The organism is Streptomyces sp. NPDC036764, from assembly GCF_055609385.1.
The window spans coordinates 683,825-701,684 of record NZ_JBVJPT010000001.1; the positions used below are offsets into that span (position 1 = coordinate 683,825).

Annotated in this window: 14 protein-coding genes and 2 riboswitches; of the genes, 6 read left to right on the forward strand and 8 right to left on the reverse strand. The window is 72.0% G+C overall.

Going from position 1 to position 17,860, the window contains the following annotated elements; genetic code table 11:
• The first annotated feature begins 68 nt into the window (after positions 1-68).
• Together ACZ69Q_RS02915 and ACZ69Q_RS02920 are read left to right on the forward strand one after the other, a co-directional pair.
• Positions 69-1,172: a sensor histidine kinase gene (locus tag ACZ69Q_RS02915; RefSeq protein WP_471035295.1), complete on the forward strand. Its 1,104-nt coding sequence runs from the start codon at positions 69-71 to the stop codon at positions 1,170-1,172.
• Complete coding sequence (locus tag ACZ69Q_RS02920; RefSeq protein WP_471035301.1) at positions 1,169-1,858, forward strand: response regulator; 690 nt, start codon at positions 1,169-1,171, stop codon at positions 1,856-1,858. The genes ACZ69Q_RS02915 and ACZ69Q_RS02920 overlap by 4 nt, the downstream gene beginning before the upstream one ends.
• Here ACZ69Q_RS02920 and meaB read toward each other — a convergent pair.
• The 3 genes from meaB to ACZ69Q_RS02935 are packed head-to-tail and all read right to left on the reverse strand — an operon-like array spanning position 1,807 to position 6,799.
• Entirely contained in the window at positions 1,807-2,838 is a 1,032-nt protein-coding gene (gene meaB / locus ACZ69Q_RS02925) for a methylmalonyl Co-A mutase-associated GTPase MeaB (RefSeq protein WP_471035304.1), read from the reverse strand. The two genes, ACZ69Q_RS02920 and meaB, sit on opposite strands and share 52 nt — an antisense overlap.
• Complete coding sequence (gene scpA / locus ACZ69Q_RS02930; RefSeq protein WP_471035309.1) at positions 2,835-4,997, reverse strand: methylmalonyl-CoA mutase; 2,163 nt, start codon at positions 4,995-4,997, stop codon at positions 2,835-2,837. The genes meaB and scpA overlap by 4 nt, the downstream gene beginning before the upstream one ends.
• Positions 4,997-6,799 carry a methylmalonyl-CoA mutase family protein gene (locus tag ACZ69Q_RS02935; RefSeq protein WP_471035313.1) on the reverse strand — a complete coding sequence of 601 codons (1,803 nt, stop codon included), beginning with the start codon at positions 6,797-6,799 and terminating at the stop codon, positions 4,997-4,999. The genes scpA and ACZ69Q_RS02935 overlap by 1 nt, the downstream gene beginning before the upstream one ends.
• Before the next feature lie 367 nt (positions 6,800-7,166).
• On the opposite strand from ACZ69Q_RS02935, the gene ACZ69Q_RS02940 reads away from it, so the two are divergent.
• The 3 genes from ACZ69Q_RS02940 (at position 7,167) to ACZ69Q_RS02950 (ending at position 8,643) form a co-directional block, all read left to right on the forward strand.
• Positions 7,167-7,388 carry a CbtB domain-containing protein gene (locus ACZ69Q_RS02940; RefSeq protein WP_471035318.1) on the forward strand — a complete coding sequence of 74 codons (222 nt, stop codon included), beginning with the start codon at positions 7,167-7,169 and terminating at the stop codon, positions 7,386-7,388.
• 21 nt (positions 7,389-7,409) lie between these two features.
• Positions 7,410-8,168: a CbtA family protein gene (locus ACZ69Q_RS02945; RefSeq protein ID WP_471035322.1), complete on the forward strand. Its 759-nt coding sequence runs from the start codon at positions 7,410-7,412 to the stop codon at positions 8,166-8,168.
• A 145-nt stretch (positions 8,169-8,313) separates the two neighbouring features.
• On the forward strand, positions 8,314-8,643 hold the full coding sequence (locus tag ACZ69Q_RS02950) for a hypothetical protein (protein ID WP_471035324.1): 330 nt from the start codon (positions 8,314-8,316) through the stop codon (positions 8,641-8,643).
• A 16-nt stretch (positions 8,644-8,659) separates the two neighbouring features.
• On the opposite strand, the gene ACZ69Q_RS02955 is transcribed toward ACZ69Q_RS02950, so the two are convergent.
• The 5 genes from ACZ69Q_RS02955 to aceA form a co-directional block, all read right to left on the reverse strand.
• Positions 8,660-9,244: a histidine phosphatase family protein gene (locus tag ACZ69Q_RS02955; protein WP_471035328.1), complete on the reverse strand. Its 585-nt coding sequence runs from the start codon at positions 9,242-9,244 to the stop codon at positions 8,660-8,662.
• Between the two features lie 86 nt (positions 9,245-9,330).
• A complete protein-coding gene (gene metE / locus ACZ69Q_RS02960; protein ID WP_471035332.1) occupies positions 9,331-11,649 on the reverse strand; it encodes a 5-methyltetrahydropteroyltriglutamate--homocysteine S-methyltransferase in 2,319 nt (772 codons plus the stop codon).
• A 155-nt stretch (positions 11,650-11,804) separates the two neighbouring features.
• Positions 11,805-12,028, reverse strand: a riboswitch (cobalamin riboswitch).
• A complete protein-coding gene (locus ACZ69Q_RS02965) occupies positions 12,022-12,894 on the reverse strand; it encodes a 3-hydroxybutyryl-CoA dehydrogenase (RefSeq protein WP_471035335.1) in 873 nt (290 codons plus the stop codon). It overlaps the preceding riboswitch by 7 nt.
• Positions 12,891-14,432 (reverse strand): malate synthase A, encoded by a 1,542-nt coding sequence (aceB, locus tag ACZ69Q_RS02970; RefSeq protein WP_471035338.1) that lies wholly within the window; start codon positions 14,430-14,432, stop codon positions 12,891-12,893. The genes ACZ69Q_RS02965 and aceB overlap by 4 nt, the downstream gene beginning before the upstream one ends.
• 97 nt (positions 14,433-14,529) lie before the next feature.
• Positions 14,530-15,813: an isocitrate lyase gene (gene aceA, locus ACZ69Q_RS02975; RefSeq protein ID WP_471035342.1), complete on the reverse strand. Its 1,284-nt coding sequence runs from the start codon at positions 15,811-15,813 to the stop codon at positions 14,530-14,532.
• Positions 15,814-16,131: 318 nt separating this feature from the next.
• Between aceA and ACZ69Q_RS02980 the strand changes: the two genes are divergently transcribed.
• A complete protein-coding gene (locus tag ACZ69Q_RS02980; protein ID WP_471035345.1) occupies positions 16,132-17,568 on the forward strand; it encodes a short-chain fatty acyl-CoA regulator family protein in 1,437 nt (478 codons plus the stop codon).
• Positions 17,569-17,596: 28 nt separating this feature from the next.
• Positions 17,597-17,775, forward strand: a riboswitch (cobalamin riboswitch).
• Positions 17,776-17,860: the final 85 nt, after the last annotated feature.

Genomic DNA, 17,860 nt, shown 5'->3' on the forward strand with positions numbered 1-17,860 from the left:
CCGGGAGTAGTCCAGGAGCCGTCCACAGGGCTGACGTCGCTGTCGGTGGCGCCGTCTAGTGTGCGGGCATGAGCGGGCATCGAATCACACGCGAGCGGTTCGCCGACGCGACCGTCGCGGTCGTGGTCGGCGCGATCACGGTGCTCGCCGCCGTGGCGGACGACCGTGCCGGGCCCGTCGACTGGGCGCTGATCGCGGCCGGTTCACTGGCCCTGGCCGCACACCGCACCGCCCCGCGCGTGGTGCTCGCGATCACCACCGCCTGTCTGCTCGCCGACGTCGTCCACGCCGGGCCCGCGAGCGGCCTCGCCATCCCCGTCGTGGGCGCGGTGCACACGGCCGCCCGGACCGGACACCGGGGCACGGCAGCCGCCGCGGCCGGCGTCTTCCTCGGCGGATACGTCGCGACGGGCTCGGCCACCTCGGACGTCGTACACGAGGCACTGCTGCTCGCCGGATGGTTCCTGTGCGCGGTCGTGACCGGCCTCGCCGACCGCAACTGGCAGGCGTATCTGCGCCAGACCGAGCAGCGTGCGCTGGAGGCCGAACGCACCCGCGAGGAAGCGGCGTTGCGCAGAGCGGGCGAGGAACGCCTGCGCATAGCGAGGGAGTTGCACGACTCCCTCACCCACAGCATCTCCATCGTCAAGCTCCAGGCCGGCGTCGCCGTGCACCTCGCCCGCAAGCGCGGCGAGGACGTACCGCCCGCGCTGCTCGCCATCCAGGAGGCGAGCGGCGAGGCCATGCGCGAACTGCGCGCCACGCTGGAGGTGCTGCGCACCGACGAGCCCACCGGCACACCCGCGCTGCTCGTGGAGCGGGCGCGGGCCGCCGGCCTCGCGGTCGACCTGAGTGTGACGGGCGACGAGCGGCCGCTCGCTGCGACCGTCGACCGGGCCATGTACCGCATCGTCCAGGAGGCGCTCACCAACGCGGCCCGGCACGCGGGACCCGCCAAGGTGAGCGTGCAACTCGCCTACGACGAGGGCGACTTGACGATACGCGTCGAGGACGACGGCACCGCCGACCCGTCCCGTCCGCCCACCGCCGGCATCGGTCTGACCGGTATGCGCGAGCGCGTCACCGCCCTCGGCGGCACACTGGAGGCCGCCCCGCGCGAGGAGGGCGGATTCGCGGTGCTCGCGCGGCTGCCGCTGGGGGAGACGGGATGACGGACGACGTGATCAGAGTGGCGCTGGTCGACGACCAGGCGTTGATGCGGGCCGGCTTCCGGGCCCTGCTGGACGCCGAGGACGGCATCGAGGTCGTCGGTGAGGCGGGGGACGGCGAGCGGGGTCTCGCGCTGATCCGCGCCCAGGTACCCGACGTCGCGCTGATCGACGTGCAGATGCCGGTGATGACGGGCATCGAGGCGACCCGCCGCATCGCCGCGGACCCGGCCCTGTCGGCGGTCCGCGTGGTGATCCTCACCAACTACGGCCACGACGAGTACGTCTTCGAGGCGTTGCGGGCCGGCGCGAGCGGCTTCCTGCTGAAGGACACCGAACCCGCCGACCTGCTCCAGGCGATCGAGGTGGTGGCACGCGGCGAGGCGCTGCTGTCCCCGGCCGTCACCCGCACCCTCATCGGCGAGTTCGTCTCCCGCCCTCCGGACCGGGCCACGGCACCCGGCCTGGAGGGGCTGACCCGCCGCGAACGCGAGGTGACGGCTCTGGCGGCGCGCGGACTGACCAACGAGGAGATCGCCGCGCACATGGTGATAAGCCCGTTCACGGCGAAGACCCACATCAGCCGGGCGATGACCAAGCTGGGGGCGCGCGACCGGGCCCAACTCGTCGTGTTCGCCTACGAGTCGGGGCTGGTGGCGCCGCGCGGTTCCGACCCCTCGGTGTGCTGATCGCGTACGCCCTCGAACGCCGCGAGGATCCGCTCGGCGGCCAGCGTCGCCGTCAACTCACCGTCCCTGACCTGTTGTTCGAGCCCCGGCGCGACCGCCCGCACCGACGGGTCCGCGTTCAGGCGGCCCAGGAGTTCGTCGCGGACCATGGTCCAGGTCCAGTCGACCTGCTGCTCACGCCGCTTGGCGGCGAGCCGGCCGGTGGAGTCGAGCAGCGTCCGGTGCTGTTCAAGCCGGTCCCAGACGGTGTCCAGGCCGATCGACTCACGCCCGCTGCAGTGCAGGACGGGCGGCGTCCAGGCGGCGTCCTTGCCGTGCATCAGCCGCAGGGCGCCCGCCAGCTCGCGGGCGGCGGCGCGGGCGTCGCGCTCGTGCGGGCCGTCGGCCTTGTTGACGGCGAGCACGTCGGCCAGTTCCAGGACGCCCTTCTTGATGCCCTGGAGCTGGTCGCCGGTGCGGGCCAGCGTCAGCAGCAGGAAGGAGTCGACCATGTTCGCGACCGCGGTCTCCGACTGGCCGACGCCGACCGTCTCCACCAGGATCACGTCGTAGCCCGCCGCCTCCATCACCACGATCGACTCACGGGTGGCCTTGGCGACCCCGCCCAGCGTGCCGGCCGTGGGGGAGGGGCGGATGAAGGCCGCCGGGTCCACCGCGAGGCGCTCCATCCGAGTCTTGTCACCCAGGATCGACCCGCCCGTCCGGCTGGACGACGGGTCGACGGCCAGCACCGCGACCCGGTACCCCAGCCCCGTGAGCATGGTCCCGAACGCGTCGATGAACGTCGACTTCCCGACCCCCGGCACCCCGCTGACGCCGATCCGCCGCGCCTTCCCGCTGTGCGGCAGCAGCTCGGTGAGCAACTGCTGTGCCAGCACCCGGTGCTGCGGCCGGGTGGACTCGACGAGCGTGATGGCGCGCGCGACGATCGCCCGCTTCCCGTCGAGCACGCCCTTCACATACGCATCGAGATCGATCACAGCTCGTGCCCGAGGTCGGCCCCCAGCCGCTGTACGAGGTCGTACGCGGCGTCGGGGATCACCGTCCCCGGCGGGAAGACCGCGGCAGCGCCCATCTCAAGGAGCGTCGGCACGTCCTGCGGCGGGATCACGCCGCCGACCACGATCATGATGTCCTCGCGGCCTTCCTCGGCCAGCGCCTCCTTGAGCGCCGGTACGAGGGTGAGGTGACCGGCGGCCAGCGACGACACCCCGACGATGTGCACGTCCGCCTCGACGGCCTGGCGGGCCACCTCGGCGGGCGTCTGGAACAGCGGGCCGACGTCGACGTCGAAGCCGAGGTCGGCGAAGGCGGTGGCGATCACCTTCTGGCCGCGGTCGTGGCCGTCCTGGCCCATCTTGGCGACCAGGATGCGCGGACGGCGGCCCTCGGCCTCCTCGAAGCCGGACACGAGGGTGCGGGTGCGGTCCACGGACGGCGACTCCCCGGCTTCGTTGCGGTACACGCCGGTGATGGTACGGATCTGGCTCGCGTGCCGGCCGTACACCTTCTCCAGGGCGTCCGAGATCTCCCCGACGGTGGCCTTCGCGCGGGCCGCGTTCACCGCCAGCTCCAGCAGGTTGCCCTCGCCGCCGGCGGCCCGGGTGAGCGCGTCCAGCGCGTCTTGGCAGACCTGCTCGTCGCGCTCCGCCCGCAGCCGCCGCAGCTTCTCGATCTGCTGGGCGCGCACGGAGGAGTTGTCGACCTTGAGCACCTCGATCTGCTCGTCGCTGTCGACGCGGTACTTGTTGACGCCGATGACGGGCTGGCGCCCGGAGTCGATCCGGGCCTGGGTGCGGGCCGCGGCCTCCTCGATGCGCAGCTTGGGGATGCCGGCGTCGATCGCCTTGGCCATGCCGCCCGCCGCCTCGACCTCCTGGATGTGCTGCCAGGCGCGGCGCGCGAGGTCGTACGTCAGCTTCTCGACGTAGGCGCTGCCGCCCCACGGGTCGATGACCCGGGTCGTGCCCGACTCCTGCTGGATCAGCAACTGGGTGTTGCGCGCGATGCGGGCCGAGAAGTCGGTGGGCAGCGCGAGCGCCTCGTCGAGGGCGTTGGTGTGCAGCGACTGCGTGTGGCCCTGCGTCGCCGCCATCGCCTCGACGCACGTCCGCGTGACGTTGTTGAACACGTCCTGCGCGGTCAGCGACCAGCCCGAGGTCTGCGAATGCGTGCGCAGGGACAGCGACTTGGAGTTCTTCGGGTCGAACTGCTTCACCAGCTTCGCCCACAGCAGCCGCGCCGCGCGCAGCTTGGCGACCTCCATGAAGAAGTTCATGCCGATCGCCCAGAAGAACGACAGGCGAGGCGCGAACGCGTCCACGTCCAGGCCCGCCTCACGGCCGGCGCGGATGTACTCGACGCCGTCCGCGAGCGTGTACGCCAGCTCCAGGTCGGCCGTGGCCCCGGCCTCCTGGATGTGGTAGCCGGAGATGGAGATCGAGTTGTAGCGCGGCATCCGCTGCGAGGTGAAGGCGAAGATGTCGGAGATGATCCGCATCGACGGCTTCGGCGGATAGATGTAGGTGTTGCGGACCATGAACTCCTTGAGGATGTCGTTCTGGATGGTCCCGGCCAACTTCTCGGGCGCTACGCCCTGTTCCTCCGCCGCCACGATGTACAGCGCGAGCACCGGCAGCACGGCGCCGTTCATCGTCATCGACACGGTCATCTTGTCCAGCGGGATGCCGTCGAAGAGCTGCCGCATGTCGTAGATCGAGTCGATCGCGACACCCGCCATGCCGACGTCGCCCGTCACGCGCGGGTGGTCGCTGTCGTAACCCCGGTGCGTGGGCAGGTCGAAGGCGACCGACAGGCCCTTCTGGCCCGCCGCCAGGTTGCGCCGGTAGAACGCGTTGGACTCCTCGGCGGTCGAGAAGCCCGCGTACTGGCGGATCGTCCAGGGCTGGTTGACGTACATCGTCGGGTAGGGGCCGCGCAGATACGGCGCCATGCCCGGGTAGGTGCCGAGGAAGTCCAGGCCCTCCAGGTCACGGCCGGTGTACAGCGGCTTGACCGCGATGCCCTCCGGGGTCTCCCAGAAGGCTCCGTCGTTCCCGGCCGCCTTCCGCCACTCGTCGACGTCGGCGTCGGTCCTCGGCTCCCCGAGCTCGATCCCGGAGAAGTCGGGGATTCCCATCAGGACACTCCCATGCGGTCGAGGGTGGCGGACAGCACGGCGACGGCGTCACAGCCCGCGAAGACGTAGCCGTCGACATCGGTGTACTGCCCGGGACGGCCCGCGAGGAACACATGCCTGGCGCCCGCCGACCTGAACTCGGCGGCCACGGTCTCGGCCTGCTCCTCGTAGAGAGCGTCACTGGAGCACAGGCACACCTCGGTGGCGCCGCTCTCCTCGAACGTGCCCTCGGTGACGGGCTCGATGCCGCCCGCCTGGAACAGGTTCGAGGCGAAGGTGAGGCGCGCCGTGTGGGCGGCGGCCGGACCGAGCGCGGCCAGGAAGATCCGCGGCCGGGAGCCGGTCGCGGCCAGGTGGGCGTCGGAGCGGGCGCGCAGCGCCTCGTACGCCTCGTCGCGCCGGACGCGGGGGAGGCCGCCCGAGCGGGGCTCCGGGGCGGGCTCGCGCTCCACGGGCTGCTCGGCGAGGTTCGGGAACTCGCTGACCCCGGTGACCGGTTCGCGTCGCCCCGCGAGCTTGCCGGTGCGGGCCTCCCAGGTGTCGGCGAGGTCCTGGCCGAGCTGCCCGGAGCGAAGGGCCTTGGCCTGGCCACCCGCACCCTCGATGCGCTGGAAGAACTCCCAGCCCGCCTCGGCCAGTTCGTCGGTGAGCCGCTCCACGTACCAGGAGCCGCCCGCCGGGTCGATCACCCGGGCCAGGTGCGACTCCTCGATGAGGATGGTCGAGGTGTTGCGGGCGATGCGCCGCGCGAACGCGTCCGGCAGGCCGAGCGCGTGGTCGAACGGCAGCACCGTCACGGAGTCGGCGCCGCCGACACCGGCGGCCAGCGTGGCGACCGTCGTGCGCAGCATGTTCACCCAGGGGTCGCGGCGCGTCATCATCACCGGCGAGGTGACGGCGTGCTGTACCTGCGCGCTCGGCGCCCCGCACACCTCGGTCACCCGCGCCCACAGCCGGCGCGCGGCGCGCAGCTTGGCGATGGTCAGGAACTGGTCGGCGGTGGCGGCGTAGCGGAACTCCAGTTGCGCACCGGCCTGTTCGACCGTCAGCCCGGCCCCGGTCAGCTCCCGCAGATACGCGACACCGGTCGCCAGCGAGCAGCCCAGCTCCTGGGCGGCCGAGCCACCGGCCTCGTGGTACGGCAGCGCGTCCACGGTCAGTGCCCGCAGCCCCGGGTACTCCTCGGCGCACAGCCTGGCCAGCGCGGCGACGGGAGCGAACTCGAAGGACTTTCCGGTACGGGCCTCGTGGCCGAGCGGGTCCGCGCCGAGGGTGCCGCGCGCCGCCTCCTTCGCGACGCCCCGCTCCTCGTACAGCCGCAGCAGCTCACGCGCGGCGGGCTCCACCTCACTGCCCGCGTCCAGGGCGATGGGGGCCAGGTCGAGGTAGACGCCGTCCAGGGCGCGGGCGAGTTCCGTCACGGGAATGCCGCCCTCGCCGAGGAGCAGCCAGAGCGAGGTGACGCCGTTCTCCAGGTCCGCGAGCACCACGCCGTCCGTGAGCGCCGTGTGCCGCTGCCGGACGTCCCAGCCGCCGGCCGTGTTGCCCTCGGCGCGACCGCCGCGGACGAACGGGGCGAACCCGGGCAGGCCGGCATCGGGCGCGGCGTCACGAGCGCTGTACAGAGGGCGGGTGCGCAACCCGTCCTCCAGGGCAGTGGACAGGGCGTCTTCCGCGGCCGGGCCCGAGACGTCCTTGCCCGCCTTGCGCAGCACACCTTCCACCAGGTGTTGCCACTGCTCATGGGTTGCGTCAGGGAACTCGGCGGCCAGCGAGAGCCCGTCGTCAGGCAGGACCGTCATGCTCGGATGCTAGGTCAGATCGACAAAGGAGCAGCAGTGGTCACGGCTGTGACCTTGCCCTCTCCCGCATTGTGACCTGGGTCTCCGCATCGAACGCGGCCGATGGTGAAAGGGCGCTCCGCGGCTTTCGTCGCAGGTAAAGGTTCGGTCAGAGGAGGGTCCCGCAGGCCCGCCCGCCATTGGTCATGTCCTGGTCGAGGAGTACGGTCATGGCGATATCGACGACGGTACGACGGAAGCCGGTGGGAATCCGGCACGGTCGCGCCACTGTATGCCGCCCCCTTCGAAGCGGGCGGTGAGTCAGACCCGTGGCCGTCGTCATGTGCACCACCGAGATGGGACGCGAACTCCCAAAGGAGGCCCTGCCATGGCGCAGCATGTCGCCCAGCCGACCGCCACCAGCCCCGCTCTCCCCGCCAAACTGCCGATCGGCGCGATCGTCCCCTGGGCGGTCTTCTTCGGCATCCTGATGCTGGTCCTGCTGTACTTCGTCGGCGCCGAACAGGGCGCCACCTCCGTCGTCTCCGGCGAGGACGTCCACGAGTGGGTGCACGACGCCCGCCACCTGCTCGGGTTCCCCTGCCACTGACGCCGGGGAGCCGCAACCCTCATGAACTCCGCAACCGTGCGAAACCTTCTCGTGCGAGGCATGCTCGCCGGCCTCGGCGCGGGCGTGCTCGCGCTGATCGTGGCCTACGTCCTCGGTGAGCCGAGCGTCGACAAGGCGATCGGCTTCGAGGAGGCCCACGCCGCCGGGCACGCGCACGAGGTCGAACTCGTCTCCCGCCGCCTCCAGTCCACCGCCGGCCTCGCCACCGGTGTCCTGATCTACGGCGTCTCCTTCGGCGGCATCGCCGCCCTCGCCTACTGCTTCGCCCTCGGCCGCGTCGGCCGCTTCACCCCGCGGGCCACCGCCCTGCTGCTGTCCGGCTGCGCGCTGCTCGCCGTCTACGTCGTGCCGTTCCTGAAATATCCGGCCAACCCGCCCGCCGTGGGCGACCCCGACACCATCGGCAAACGAACCACCCTGTACTTCCTGATGATGGTGCTCAGCGTCCTGCTCGCGGTGGCGGCGACGATGCTGGGCAAGCGCCTCACCCCGAAGCTGGGCACCTGGTACGCCACCGTCGTCGCGGTGGCCGCGTTCGCCGTGGTGATCGGCCTGGCGTTCGCGTTCCTGCCGGTCGTCAACGAGGTTCCCGCGGACTTCCCGGCCACCGTGCTGTGGCGGTTCCGGCTCTCCGCGCTGGCCATGCAGGTCACGCTGTGGGCGGGCTTCGGGCTCCTCTTCGGCGAGCTGGCCGAGCGGCTGCTGAACCCCAAGCCGGCCGCCGCGGCACCGGCCTCGGCGGTGGCCGCCCCGAACTGACCGGGATGCGCTCACGCGCGAGGGCCCGCGGAACCATCCGGGGGCCCTTTCGCGTTCGTCGGACACCGAGTCGATCGGACAGACATGGCAAGGACGACCGGCCGATTACCCGACAGCCGATCCGGCGGGGAGCGAAAGGAGCCGAGTGGCCAGACATCCACAGCCCCGCCGCATCACTCTCGGCGGCCGCGAGGCGGTGGCGCTCACCGTGGAGGAGTACGAGCAACTGATCGCCAGCCGGCGCCAGATCGGCGGCCAGAGCGCTCGGGTGCGCGTACTCGGCCAGCAGGTCAGACGGACCGAGCAGCTCCTGCGGGACCTGGAGACACTGGTCGCGCAGCCGCCGGAACGCTGCCGCGAGCAGCCGGGCACGGCGTGCGCCGACGGTGCGGCGACGCAGGCGGACGCGGACCGGGACTGTCTGCGCTGCGCCGTCGCGGCACTGCTGCGCCGCCACCGTGACATGGCGTCCTGAACCCCGGCGGCCGTATCTAGCCGGCGTCCGGCGCGGCAAGGGGCCGCCCCAGCCGCAGGTTCCACCGCCCGCTCCGCCCACTGAGCTCTGTCGCCGTCAACGGGGCCACGTCAAGGCGCCAGAATGCCGCCGCGGTCATGCCGAGCGCGTGCACGACGGCCGCGCGGACGACCTCGGGCTCGACCACGGCGAGCGTACGGCCGTCCAGGTCCCGCGCGGCCGTCAGCCACCGGGCGACCCGGTCGCAGAAGGCCCGCACCGACTCACCCCCGTGCGGCGCGCACCCCGGTTCCGTGAGCCAGCGGCCCACCGACTCCGGCTCGGCGGCGCTCACCTCGTCGAGCGTGCGGCCCCGCCAGCGGCTCATCTCCATGCCCGCCAGTTCCGGTGCCGCCGCGCCGTGCAGACCGAGCGCCTCGGCCGTCTGACGGCAGCGCAGGCTCGGCGAGGTGAACACCCGGGCGGCCGAGGGCAGGGTCCCGGCGGCCGCGCCGGCCTGTGCCGTGCCGCTGTCGTCGAGCGGGGTCCCGCCGTCGTCGAAGCGGGCCTGGCGCAGCGCCGCGTTCATTGCGGGTGAGATGAAGGTGACGCGGCTGGTCACGCGGTCGCTCCTCCTGCCGGGGTCATGCCGTGCTCCTCACTGCCCGACGGCCCTCACCGCAACAGCGGTGAGGGCCGTCGGCCGGGTCAGGGCGCGGACAGCTCGCCCCGTACCGTACGGGCCGCCGCCACCAGGTTCTCCAGCGAGGCTCGGGTCTCCGGCCAGCCGCGGGTCTTCAGACCGCAGTCGGGGTTGACCCACAGCCGTTCGGCGGGGATCGCCCTGAGACCGGTGCGGAGGAGTTCGGCGGCCTCCTGCGTGCCCGGCACACGGGGCGAGTGGATGTCGTAGACACCCGGCCCGGCCTCGCGCGGATAGCCGTGGGCGGCGAGTTCGCGGGCGACCTGCATGTGCGAGCGGGCGGCCTCCAGGCTGATGACGTCCGCGTCGAGGTCGTCGATGGCCTCGACGATGTCGCCGAACTCGGCGTAGCACATGTGGGTGTGGATCTGGGTGTCCGGCCGGACCCCGCCCGTGGTGAGCCGGAACGCCTCCGTGGCCCAGGCGAGGTACCCGCCGCGATCGGTGGCGCGCAGCGGCAGGGTCTCCCGCAGGGCCGGCTCGTCGACCTGGATGACGGAAGTGCCGCCCGCCTCGAGGTCGTTCACCTCGTCGCGCAGGGCGAGCGCGACCTGGCGGGCCGTCTCGCCGAGCGGCTGGTCGTCGCGGACGAAGGACCAGGCGAGCATGGTGACCGGGCCGGTGAGCATGCCCTTGACCGGGCGCGAGGTGAGGGACTGGGCGTACGTCGTCCAGCGCACCGTCATCGGCTCGGGCCGCGAGATGTCGCCTGCCAGGATCGGCGGGCGGACGTAGCGGGTGCCGTAGGACTGCACCCAGCCGTGCTGCGTGGCGAGGTATCCGGTCAGCCGCTCGGCGAAGTACTGGACCATGTCGTTGCGTTCGGGCTCGCCGTGCACCAGGACGTCGATGCCGGTCTTCTCCTGGAAGGCGATCACTTCCTGGATCTCGGCCTTGACGCGTTCCTCGTAGGCGGCCGCGCCGATCCGGCCGGCCCGCAGGTCGGCGCGTGCGGTACGCAGTTCGCCGGTCTGCGGGAACGAGCCGATCGTGGTGGTCGGCAGCAACGGCAGCCCGAGGTGCGCGCGCTGGGCGGCACTCCGCTCGGCGTACGGCTGTGAGCGGCGGGCGTCCGCGGCGGTGACGGCCGCCGCGCGGGAGCGGACGGCCGCGTCGCGGGTGATCGGCGAGCCGGCGCGCGAGGCCAGGTCGGCCCGGTTGGCGGCGAGTTGGGCGGTGATCGCGCCGGTGCCCTGGGCGAGGCCCTTGGCGAGGGTGACGACCTCGGCGGTCTTCTGCCGCGCGAACGCCAGCCAGCGCAGGATCTGCGGCTCGATGTCCCGCTCGGCCGTCGCGTCCAGCGGCACGTGCAGCAGGGAGCAGGAGGCCGAGACGTCGACCCGGTCCGCCAGGCCCAGCAGGGTGCCGAGCGTGGCGAGCGACGCGGACAGGTCGTTGACCCAGACGTTGCGGCCGTTGACGACACCGGCCACCAGCCGCTTGCCGGGCAGCCCGCCGACGGCGGCGAGTGCCTCCAGGTTGGCCGCCGCCGACTCGGTGAAGTCCAGCGCCAGCCCCTCGACCGGCGCCTTGGCGAGCACGGGCAGTGCCTCGCCGAGCCGGTCGAAGTACGAGGCAACCAGCAGCTTCGGCCGGTCGGTGCGGGCGCCGAGGTCACGGTAGGCGCGCCCGGCGGCGTTCAGCTCGGCCGGGGTGCGGTCCTGGACGAGCGCCGGCTCGTCGAGCTGGACCCACTCGGCGCCCGCCGCGCGCAGGTCGGCCAGGATGCGCGCGTACACCGGCAGCAGCCGGTCCAGCAGGGTGAGCGGCTCGAAGTCCGCGGCGACCCCGGGTGCCGGCTTGGCGAGCAGCAGGTAGGTGACCGGGCCGACCAGGACCGGGCGGGCGCTCAGGCCCAGCGCCAGGGCCTCCTTCAGCTCGGCGACCTGCTTGGCGGAGTCCGCCGTGAAGACGGTGTCCGGGCCCAACTCCGGCACGAGATAGTGGTAGTTGGTGTCGAACCACTTCGTCATCTCCAGCGGCGCGACGTCCTGCGTGCCGCGGGCCATGGCGAAGTAGCCGTCCAGGGCGTCGGTCTCGACGGCGGTGCGATGCCGCTCGGGGATCGCGCCGAGGGCGACGGTGGTGTCCAGGACGTGGTCGTAGTACGAGAAGTCGCCGGTCGGCACCTCGTGGATGCCGGCCTCGGCGAGCCGGCGCCAGTTGGCGAGGCGCAGTTCGGCGGCGGTGGAGCGCAGCGCGTCGGCGGTGACGCGGCCCTTCCAGTAGCCCTCGATCGCCTTCTTCAGTTCCCGGTTCGGGCCCTGGCGGGGGTAGCCGTACACGGTGGCCCGTGCTGCCGCGGCTGCGGGCTTGGTGGTCACGGAGATCTCCTTCGCGAGATGAATCCCTGAGATCCCGGCGACGGGAGGAGGGCGCGAAGGGGCGACGGACCGGACGGCGACGGCCGCAGGGCCGTCCGCTCGGTCATGTGCGCCGACCCGCCCTCGAGGTCACCGGGATGTCCGCGTACGAGTGGTTCGCGCGCGGGCAGTTGGCAGGTCTTCGGACTCGCGGGCACGTCCTCACTTCGTGAGGACACCTACTGGCCGTCGCTTCCCAGGCCCTGTACGTCGGGCTCAGTGCGTATGACGGCGGTCGTTCCCGCTCACCGCTGCGGGGCAGTCCCGGATTCCCACCGGGTTCCCTCTTACGACGCATCCCGCCTGGCGGACGGGGCGAACCAGCTACGCGGGTCAGCCTATCCGGCCGTACCCGTGGAACCCGCGGCCGCTCTTGCGGCCCAGCAGCCCCGCCTCCACCATGCGCTGGAGCAGCGGCGGCGGGGCGTACAGGGGCTCCTTGAACTCGTCGTAGAGGGACTCGGCGATCGAGGCGACGGTGTCGAGGCCGATCAGATCCGCGAGCCTGAGCGGGCCCATGGGGTGGGCGCAGCCCAGTTCCATACCGGTGTCGATGTCGGCGGCGGTGGCGAAGCCGGACTCCGCCATCCGGATCGCCGACAGCAGGTACGGGATCAGCAGCGCGTTGACGACGAAGCCGGCCCGGTCGCGGGAGCGGATCACGGTCTTGCCGAGCCTGCGGCCCGCGAAGTCCTCGACCGCGTCGACGGTCGCGGCCGAGGTGTGCAGCGAGGTCACGACCTCCACCAGCGGCAGGACCGGAACGGGATTGAAGAAGTGCAGGCCCACGACCCGGTCCGCGCGGGATGTCGCCATGCCGAGCCGCATGATCGGCAGCGAGGAGGTGTTGGTGGCCAGTACGGCCGCCGGGTCCTCGACGATCTTGTCGAGCGCTGCGAACACCTCGGTCTTGGCGTCCGGGTTCTCCACGACGGCCTCGACCACGAGCTGCCGGTCGGCCAGGTCCTCCAGGCTGCCGGTGAACACCAGCCGGGCGAGCGCGCCGGCCGCGGCCGTCTCCTCCAGCTTCCCCCGCCGCACCGCGCGCTCCAGCGACGCCGCCACCCGGTCCCGGGCGGCCCGCGCCGCGACCGCGTCCACCTCGCACAGCACCGTGTCGAGCCCGGCCCGCGCGCACACCTCGGCGATCCCGGCGCCCATCTGCCCGCCACCGACCACACCGACCCGCCGGATGCCCTCGCTCATGCCCAGGCCTCCGTCCGGCGCACCAGGTGACGGGTGTAAGCGTCCGGGGTGAAGAACAGCGGCAACTCGCCCACCAAAGCGGTCCGTTCGAACAGCGCACGGATCTCGTCGACCGGCGCCCACGGGTACTCGGCGCCCAGCGCCACGAGCTCGTCGTCGAGGAGCCGCAGCACCGCCTCCCGGTCGATCACCCGGTGCCGCAGCCACTGCCAGATCTGCACCCGGGCGATCTCGGCGGTGGACGCGTCCTCCATCAGGCCGTTGATGGCGACGGCCCCCTGCCCGCGCAGCCAGGCGGCGAAGTAGCGCAGCGCGACGGCGACGTTGGTGCGCACGCCCTCGGCGGTGGGCGGCCCGCTGATCCGGCGCACGGACAGCAGGTCGGAGGGCGTCACCTCCACGTCGTCACGCGTACGGTCGATCTGGTGCGGCCGTGTGCCGAGGACACCGTCGAAGACCTCGCGGCAGACCGGGACGAGGCCCGGGTGGGCCACCCACGACCCGTCGAAGCCGTCCTCCGCCTCCCGCTCCTTGTCCAGCCGGACCTCGGCGAGCGCGGCCTCGTCGGCGGCCGGATCCTTTCGGGGCACCTGTGCGGCCATGCCGCCGATGGCATGGGCGCCCCGCTTGTGGCACGTGCGCACCAGCAGTTCGGTGTACGCCCGCATGAAGGGGGCGGTCATCGTCACCTTCGCCCGGTCCGGCAACAGGAAGTCGGTGCGGTGGCCGAACGTCTTGATCAGGCTGAACAGATAGTCCCAGCGGCCCGTGTTGAGCCCGGAACCGTGCTCGCGCAGCTCGTAGAGGATCTCCTCCATCTCGAACGCGGCGGTGATCGTCTCGATGAGAACCGTGGCCCGGATCGTGCCGCGCGGGATCCCGAGCAACTCCTGGGCGAGGACGAAGACGTCGTTCCACAGCCGCGCCTCGTACCGGTTCTCCAGCTTGGGCAGGTAGAAGTACGGCCCGTGGCCGGCGTCGATCTGGCGCTGCGCGCAGTGGAAGAAGTAGAGCCCGAAGTCCACGAGGGCGGCGGGCACGGGGCGGCCGTCGTGGGCGAGGTGCTCCTCGTCCAGATGCCAGCCGCGGGGGCGGACCACGAGGGTGGTGTGCCGCTCGCTGACGTCGAGCAGTGCGATCTGGCCGTCGATGACGTTGTCCCAGGTCGGGGAGGTGGCGTCCTCGAAGTCGGCCACCCACACCTGGGCACCGGAGTTGAGCGCGTCGGACGCCGTACGGCGATCGGGCGGCCCGGTGATCTCCACGCGCCGGTCGGCCAGCCCCGGGGCGGGCGGTACGACGCGCCAGGTGGGATCGGCGCGGACGGCGGAGGTGACCATGGGGAAGTCGAGCGGGGAGCCCGCGGCGAGCCGGAGGGCCTGGCGCCGGCGTTCTCTCATCAGGTCCTGACGGCGCTCACCGAACTCCGCGGCCAGCCGGCCGACGAAGTCCAGGGCGGCGGGGGTGAGGATCTCGTCGTGGCGGTCGCCCTGGGTACCAAGAACGCGGACGTGTCGGGTCGGTGCAGTGGTGGACATCGAGTTCTCCTGACTGGGAACGTTCAGGGCATCGCCCTATGAGGGGCGCGGGGAACTGCGCGACCAGCCCCCACGCACCCGCAGACGACGAACCGGCCTAGTGGAACTGCTCTTCCTCGGTGGACCCGGCCAGCGCGGTCGTGGAAGAGGCGGGATTGACCGCCGTCGACACGAGGTCGAAGTACCCGGTACCGACCTCCCGCTGATGCTTGACGGCGGTGAACCCGTGGGCCTGCGCGGCGAACTCCCGCTCCTGAAGGTCCACATACGCTGTCATCCCGTGCTCGGCGTAACCCCGCGCAAGGTCGAACATCCCGTGGTTGAGCGAGTGGAACCCGGCCAGCGTGATGAATTGGAACCGGTACCCCATCGCCCCCAACTCCCGCTGGAACTTGGCGATCTGGTCGTCGTCCAGCGCGGCCTTCCAGTTGAACGACGGCGAGCAGTTGTAGGCGAGCATCTGATCCGGGTACCGGGCGTGGATCGCCTCCGCGAACTCCCGCGCCTGCGCGAGATCCGGCGTACCGGTCTCCACCCAGATGAGGTCGGCGTACGGGGCGTAGGCCAGCCCGCGCGCGATGACCGGCGCCATGCCGTTGCGCACCCGGTAGAAGCCCTCCGCCGTGCGTTCGCCGGTCACGAACTCGGCGTCGCGCTCGTCGACATCGCTGGTGATCAGGTTCGCGGCGAGGGCGTCGGTGCGGGCGATGACGACGGTCGGCACATCGGCGATGTCGGCGGCGAGCCGGGCCGCGTTGAGGGTGCGGATGTGCTGCGAGGTCGGCACCAGGACCTTGCCGCCGAGGTGGCCGCACTTCTTCTCGGAGGCGAGCTGGTCCTCGTAGTGGATGCCGGCCGCGCCGGCCGCGATCATCGCCTTGGTCAGTTCGAAGGCGTTCAGCGGGCCGCCGAACCCGGCCTCGGCGTCGGCGACGATCGGCGTGAGCCAGTCGGTCGTGTCACCGGCGTCCTCGGCGGTGGCGATCTGGTCGGCGCGCAGGAGGGCGTTGTTGATCCGGCGGACCACCTGGGGAACGGAGTTGGCCGGGTACAGGCTCTGGTCGGGGTAGGTGTGCCCGGCCTGGTTGGCGTCCGCGGCGACCTGCCAGCCGGACAGATAGATCGCCTGGAGGCCGGCCTTGACCTGCTGCACGGCCTGTCCTCCGGTGAGCGCGCCGAGCGCGTGGACGTAGTCCCGCTCGTGCAGTTGGCGCCACAGCCGCTCGGCACCGCGCCGGGCCAGGGTGTTCTCCTCACGGACGCTGCCGGACAGTCGTACGACGTCCTCGGCGCCGTAGGTGCGCTCGATGCCCTGCCAGCGCGGGTCGGTGGTCCAGCGCCGTGCGAGTTCTTCGGCCGCCCGCGTCCTCGCCTCTGCCATGACTGTCACCGTCTCCTCGGTCTGTTGCGTCTGCCAAGCCCGTGCCGATCGCGACATGGGACGGCACTGCGTGTCGTGAAGTGGGAATGCGGCCCGCCGTCGCCCGGGGCGAAGCAGAGCAATGTTGCTGGCCTCCAACAGGGTTCGGCGGGTCGCAGGAAGACTCTGACACTGGCACCGAGTGCCATCAATGATGGACGTCTGCCAAGTTCTGCGAATCTTTTCGCCGCTGTTTGCCAAGCTTGCGAAGGCTGTGCGAGGTGGGCGTTCGCGTACGCTGACCGGGTCCCGAACCGTCTCGGACCTGGAGGTGCGCGGGTGAGCAAGACCTACGCGGGTGCGCGGCTGCGGCGGCTGCGTGAGGAACGCCGGATGAGCCAGGCGGAACTCGCCCGCGTCCTGGGCATCTCCCCGAGCTATCTGAACCAGATGGAGCACGACTCCCGCCCCCTCACCGTGCCCGTCCTGCTCCGGCTCACCGAGACGTTCGGCGTCGACCCGGGCTTCTTCTCCGAGCGCGACACCGCCCGGCTCGTGGCCGACCTGCGCGAGGCGCTCACGGGCGAGATCGCCGCCGCCCGGGTCTCCCCGACCGACCTCGCCGAACTGGCCTCACGCATGCCCGCGGTCGCGCAGGTCCTGCTCGACCTGGGCCGCCGCAACCAACTGCTGTCCGAACGGCTCGCGGGGGCCGACGGCCGCGACACCGGCGACTCGCCGCCCCGCTCGCCGCACGAGGAGATCCGCGACTTCTTCTACCGCCGCCAGAACTACCTCCACGACACCGACCTGGCGGCCGAGCAGCTCGCCGAGCGGATCGGCATCCGGCCCGGCGAGGTCCTCCGTGCCCTGACCCAACGCCTGACCGACGCCCACGGGATCCGCCTGGCCGACACCCCCGAAACCCCCGGCATCCGCCCGCCCACCGGCGCCGGCGACCGACTGCACCACTACGACGAGGCGACCCGCACCCTGCACCTGTCGACCCTCCTGCGCCCCGGCCAGCGCGCCTTCCGCATGGCGACCCAGCTCGCCCTGCTGGAGTACGCGGGCGAACTGGACCGGCAGGCCGCCGAGGACTTCCCGGCCGGCTCGCCCGCCCACACCCTGGCCCGCATCGGCGTCGCCAACTACTACGCCGCCGCGCTGGTGTTGCCGTACACCGCCTTCCACACGGCGGCCGAGGAGGTGCGCTACGACATCGAGCGGCTCACCGACCGCTACGGCCTCGGCTACGAGACCGTCTGCCACCGGCTCAGCACCCTCCAGCGCCCTCGCCTGCGGGGCGTGCCCTTCTCCTTCGTGCGGGTCGACCGGGCCGGCAACATGTCCAAACGGCAGTCCGCCACCGGGTTCCACTTCTCCCGGGCCGGCGGCACCTGCCCGCTGTGGAACGTCTACGAGGCGTTCGCCGCACCCGGCCGCATCCACGTCCAGGTCGCCGAAATGCCCGACGGGCAGCGGTACTTGTGGACCGCCCGCGCGGTCACCCGGCACCGCGGAGGCTGGGGCGAGCCCGGCAAGACGTACGCCATCGGGCTGGGCTGCGAGATCAGGCACGCCCACCGCCTCGTCTACTCCGACGGGCTCGACCTCACCAGCCCCTCCGCCGCCATCCCCATCGGCATGGGCTGCCGCGTCTGCGAACGCCTCGACTGCCCCCAGCGGGCCGCGCCGCCCCTCGGGCGGACCCTGCGCATCGACGAGAACACCAGCACCTTCGTGCCGTACCCGGTGACCGAGCGCACGACCTGAGAGGGGTACGGAGTTGGGGATACGGAGTTGATAGCCTCGGCGGGCCAGTCGAGCCACATCCGAGGCCAGGGAATCCGGTGCGAATCCGGAACTGACGCGCAGCGGTGAGGGGGACGGGCGGGGCACCGAACGCCACTGGGAGACCGGGAAGGCGGCCCCGACCGGACGAACCCGAGTCCGAAGACCTGCTGGCACCTCCACGCCGCCCGGCGAGGAGGACGTCCGTAGGCCGGGCTCCGCGTACGAGCCCCGACACCCGAGGCTGCCCGTGCTCCCCTCCCGCCCCGCGTCC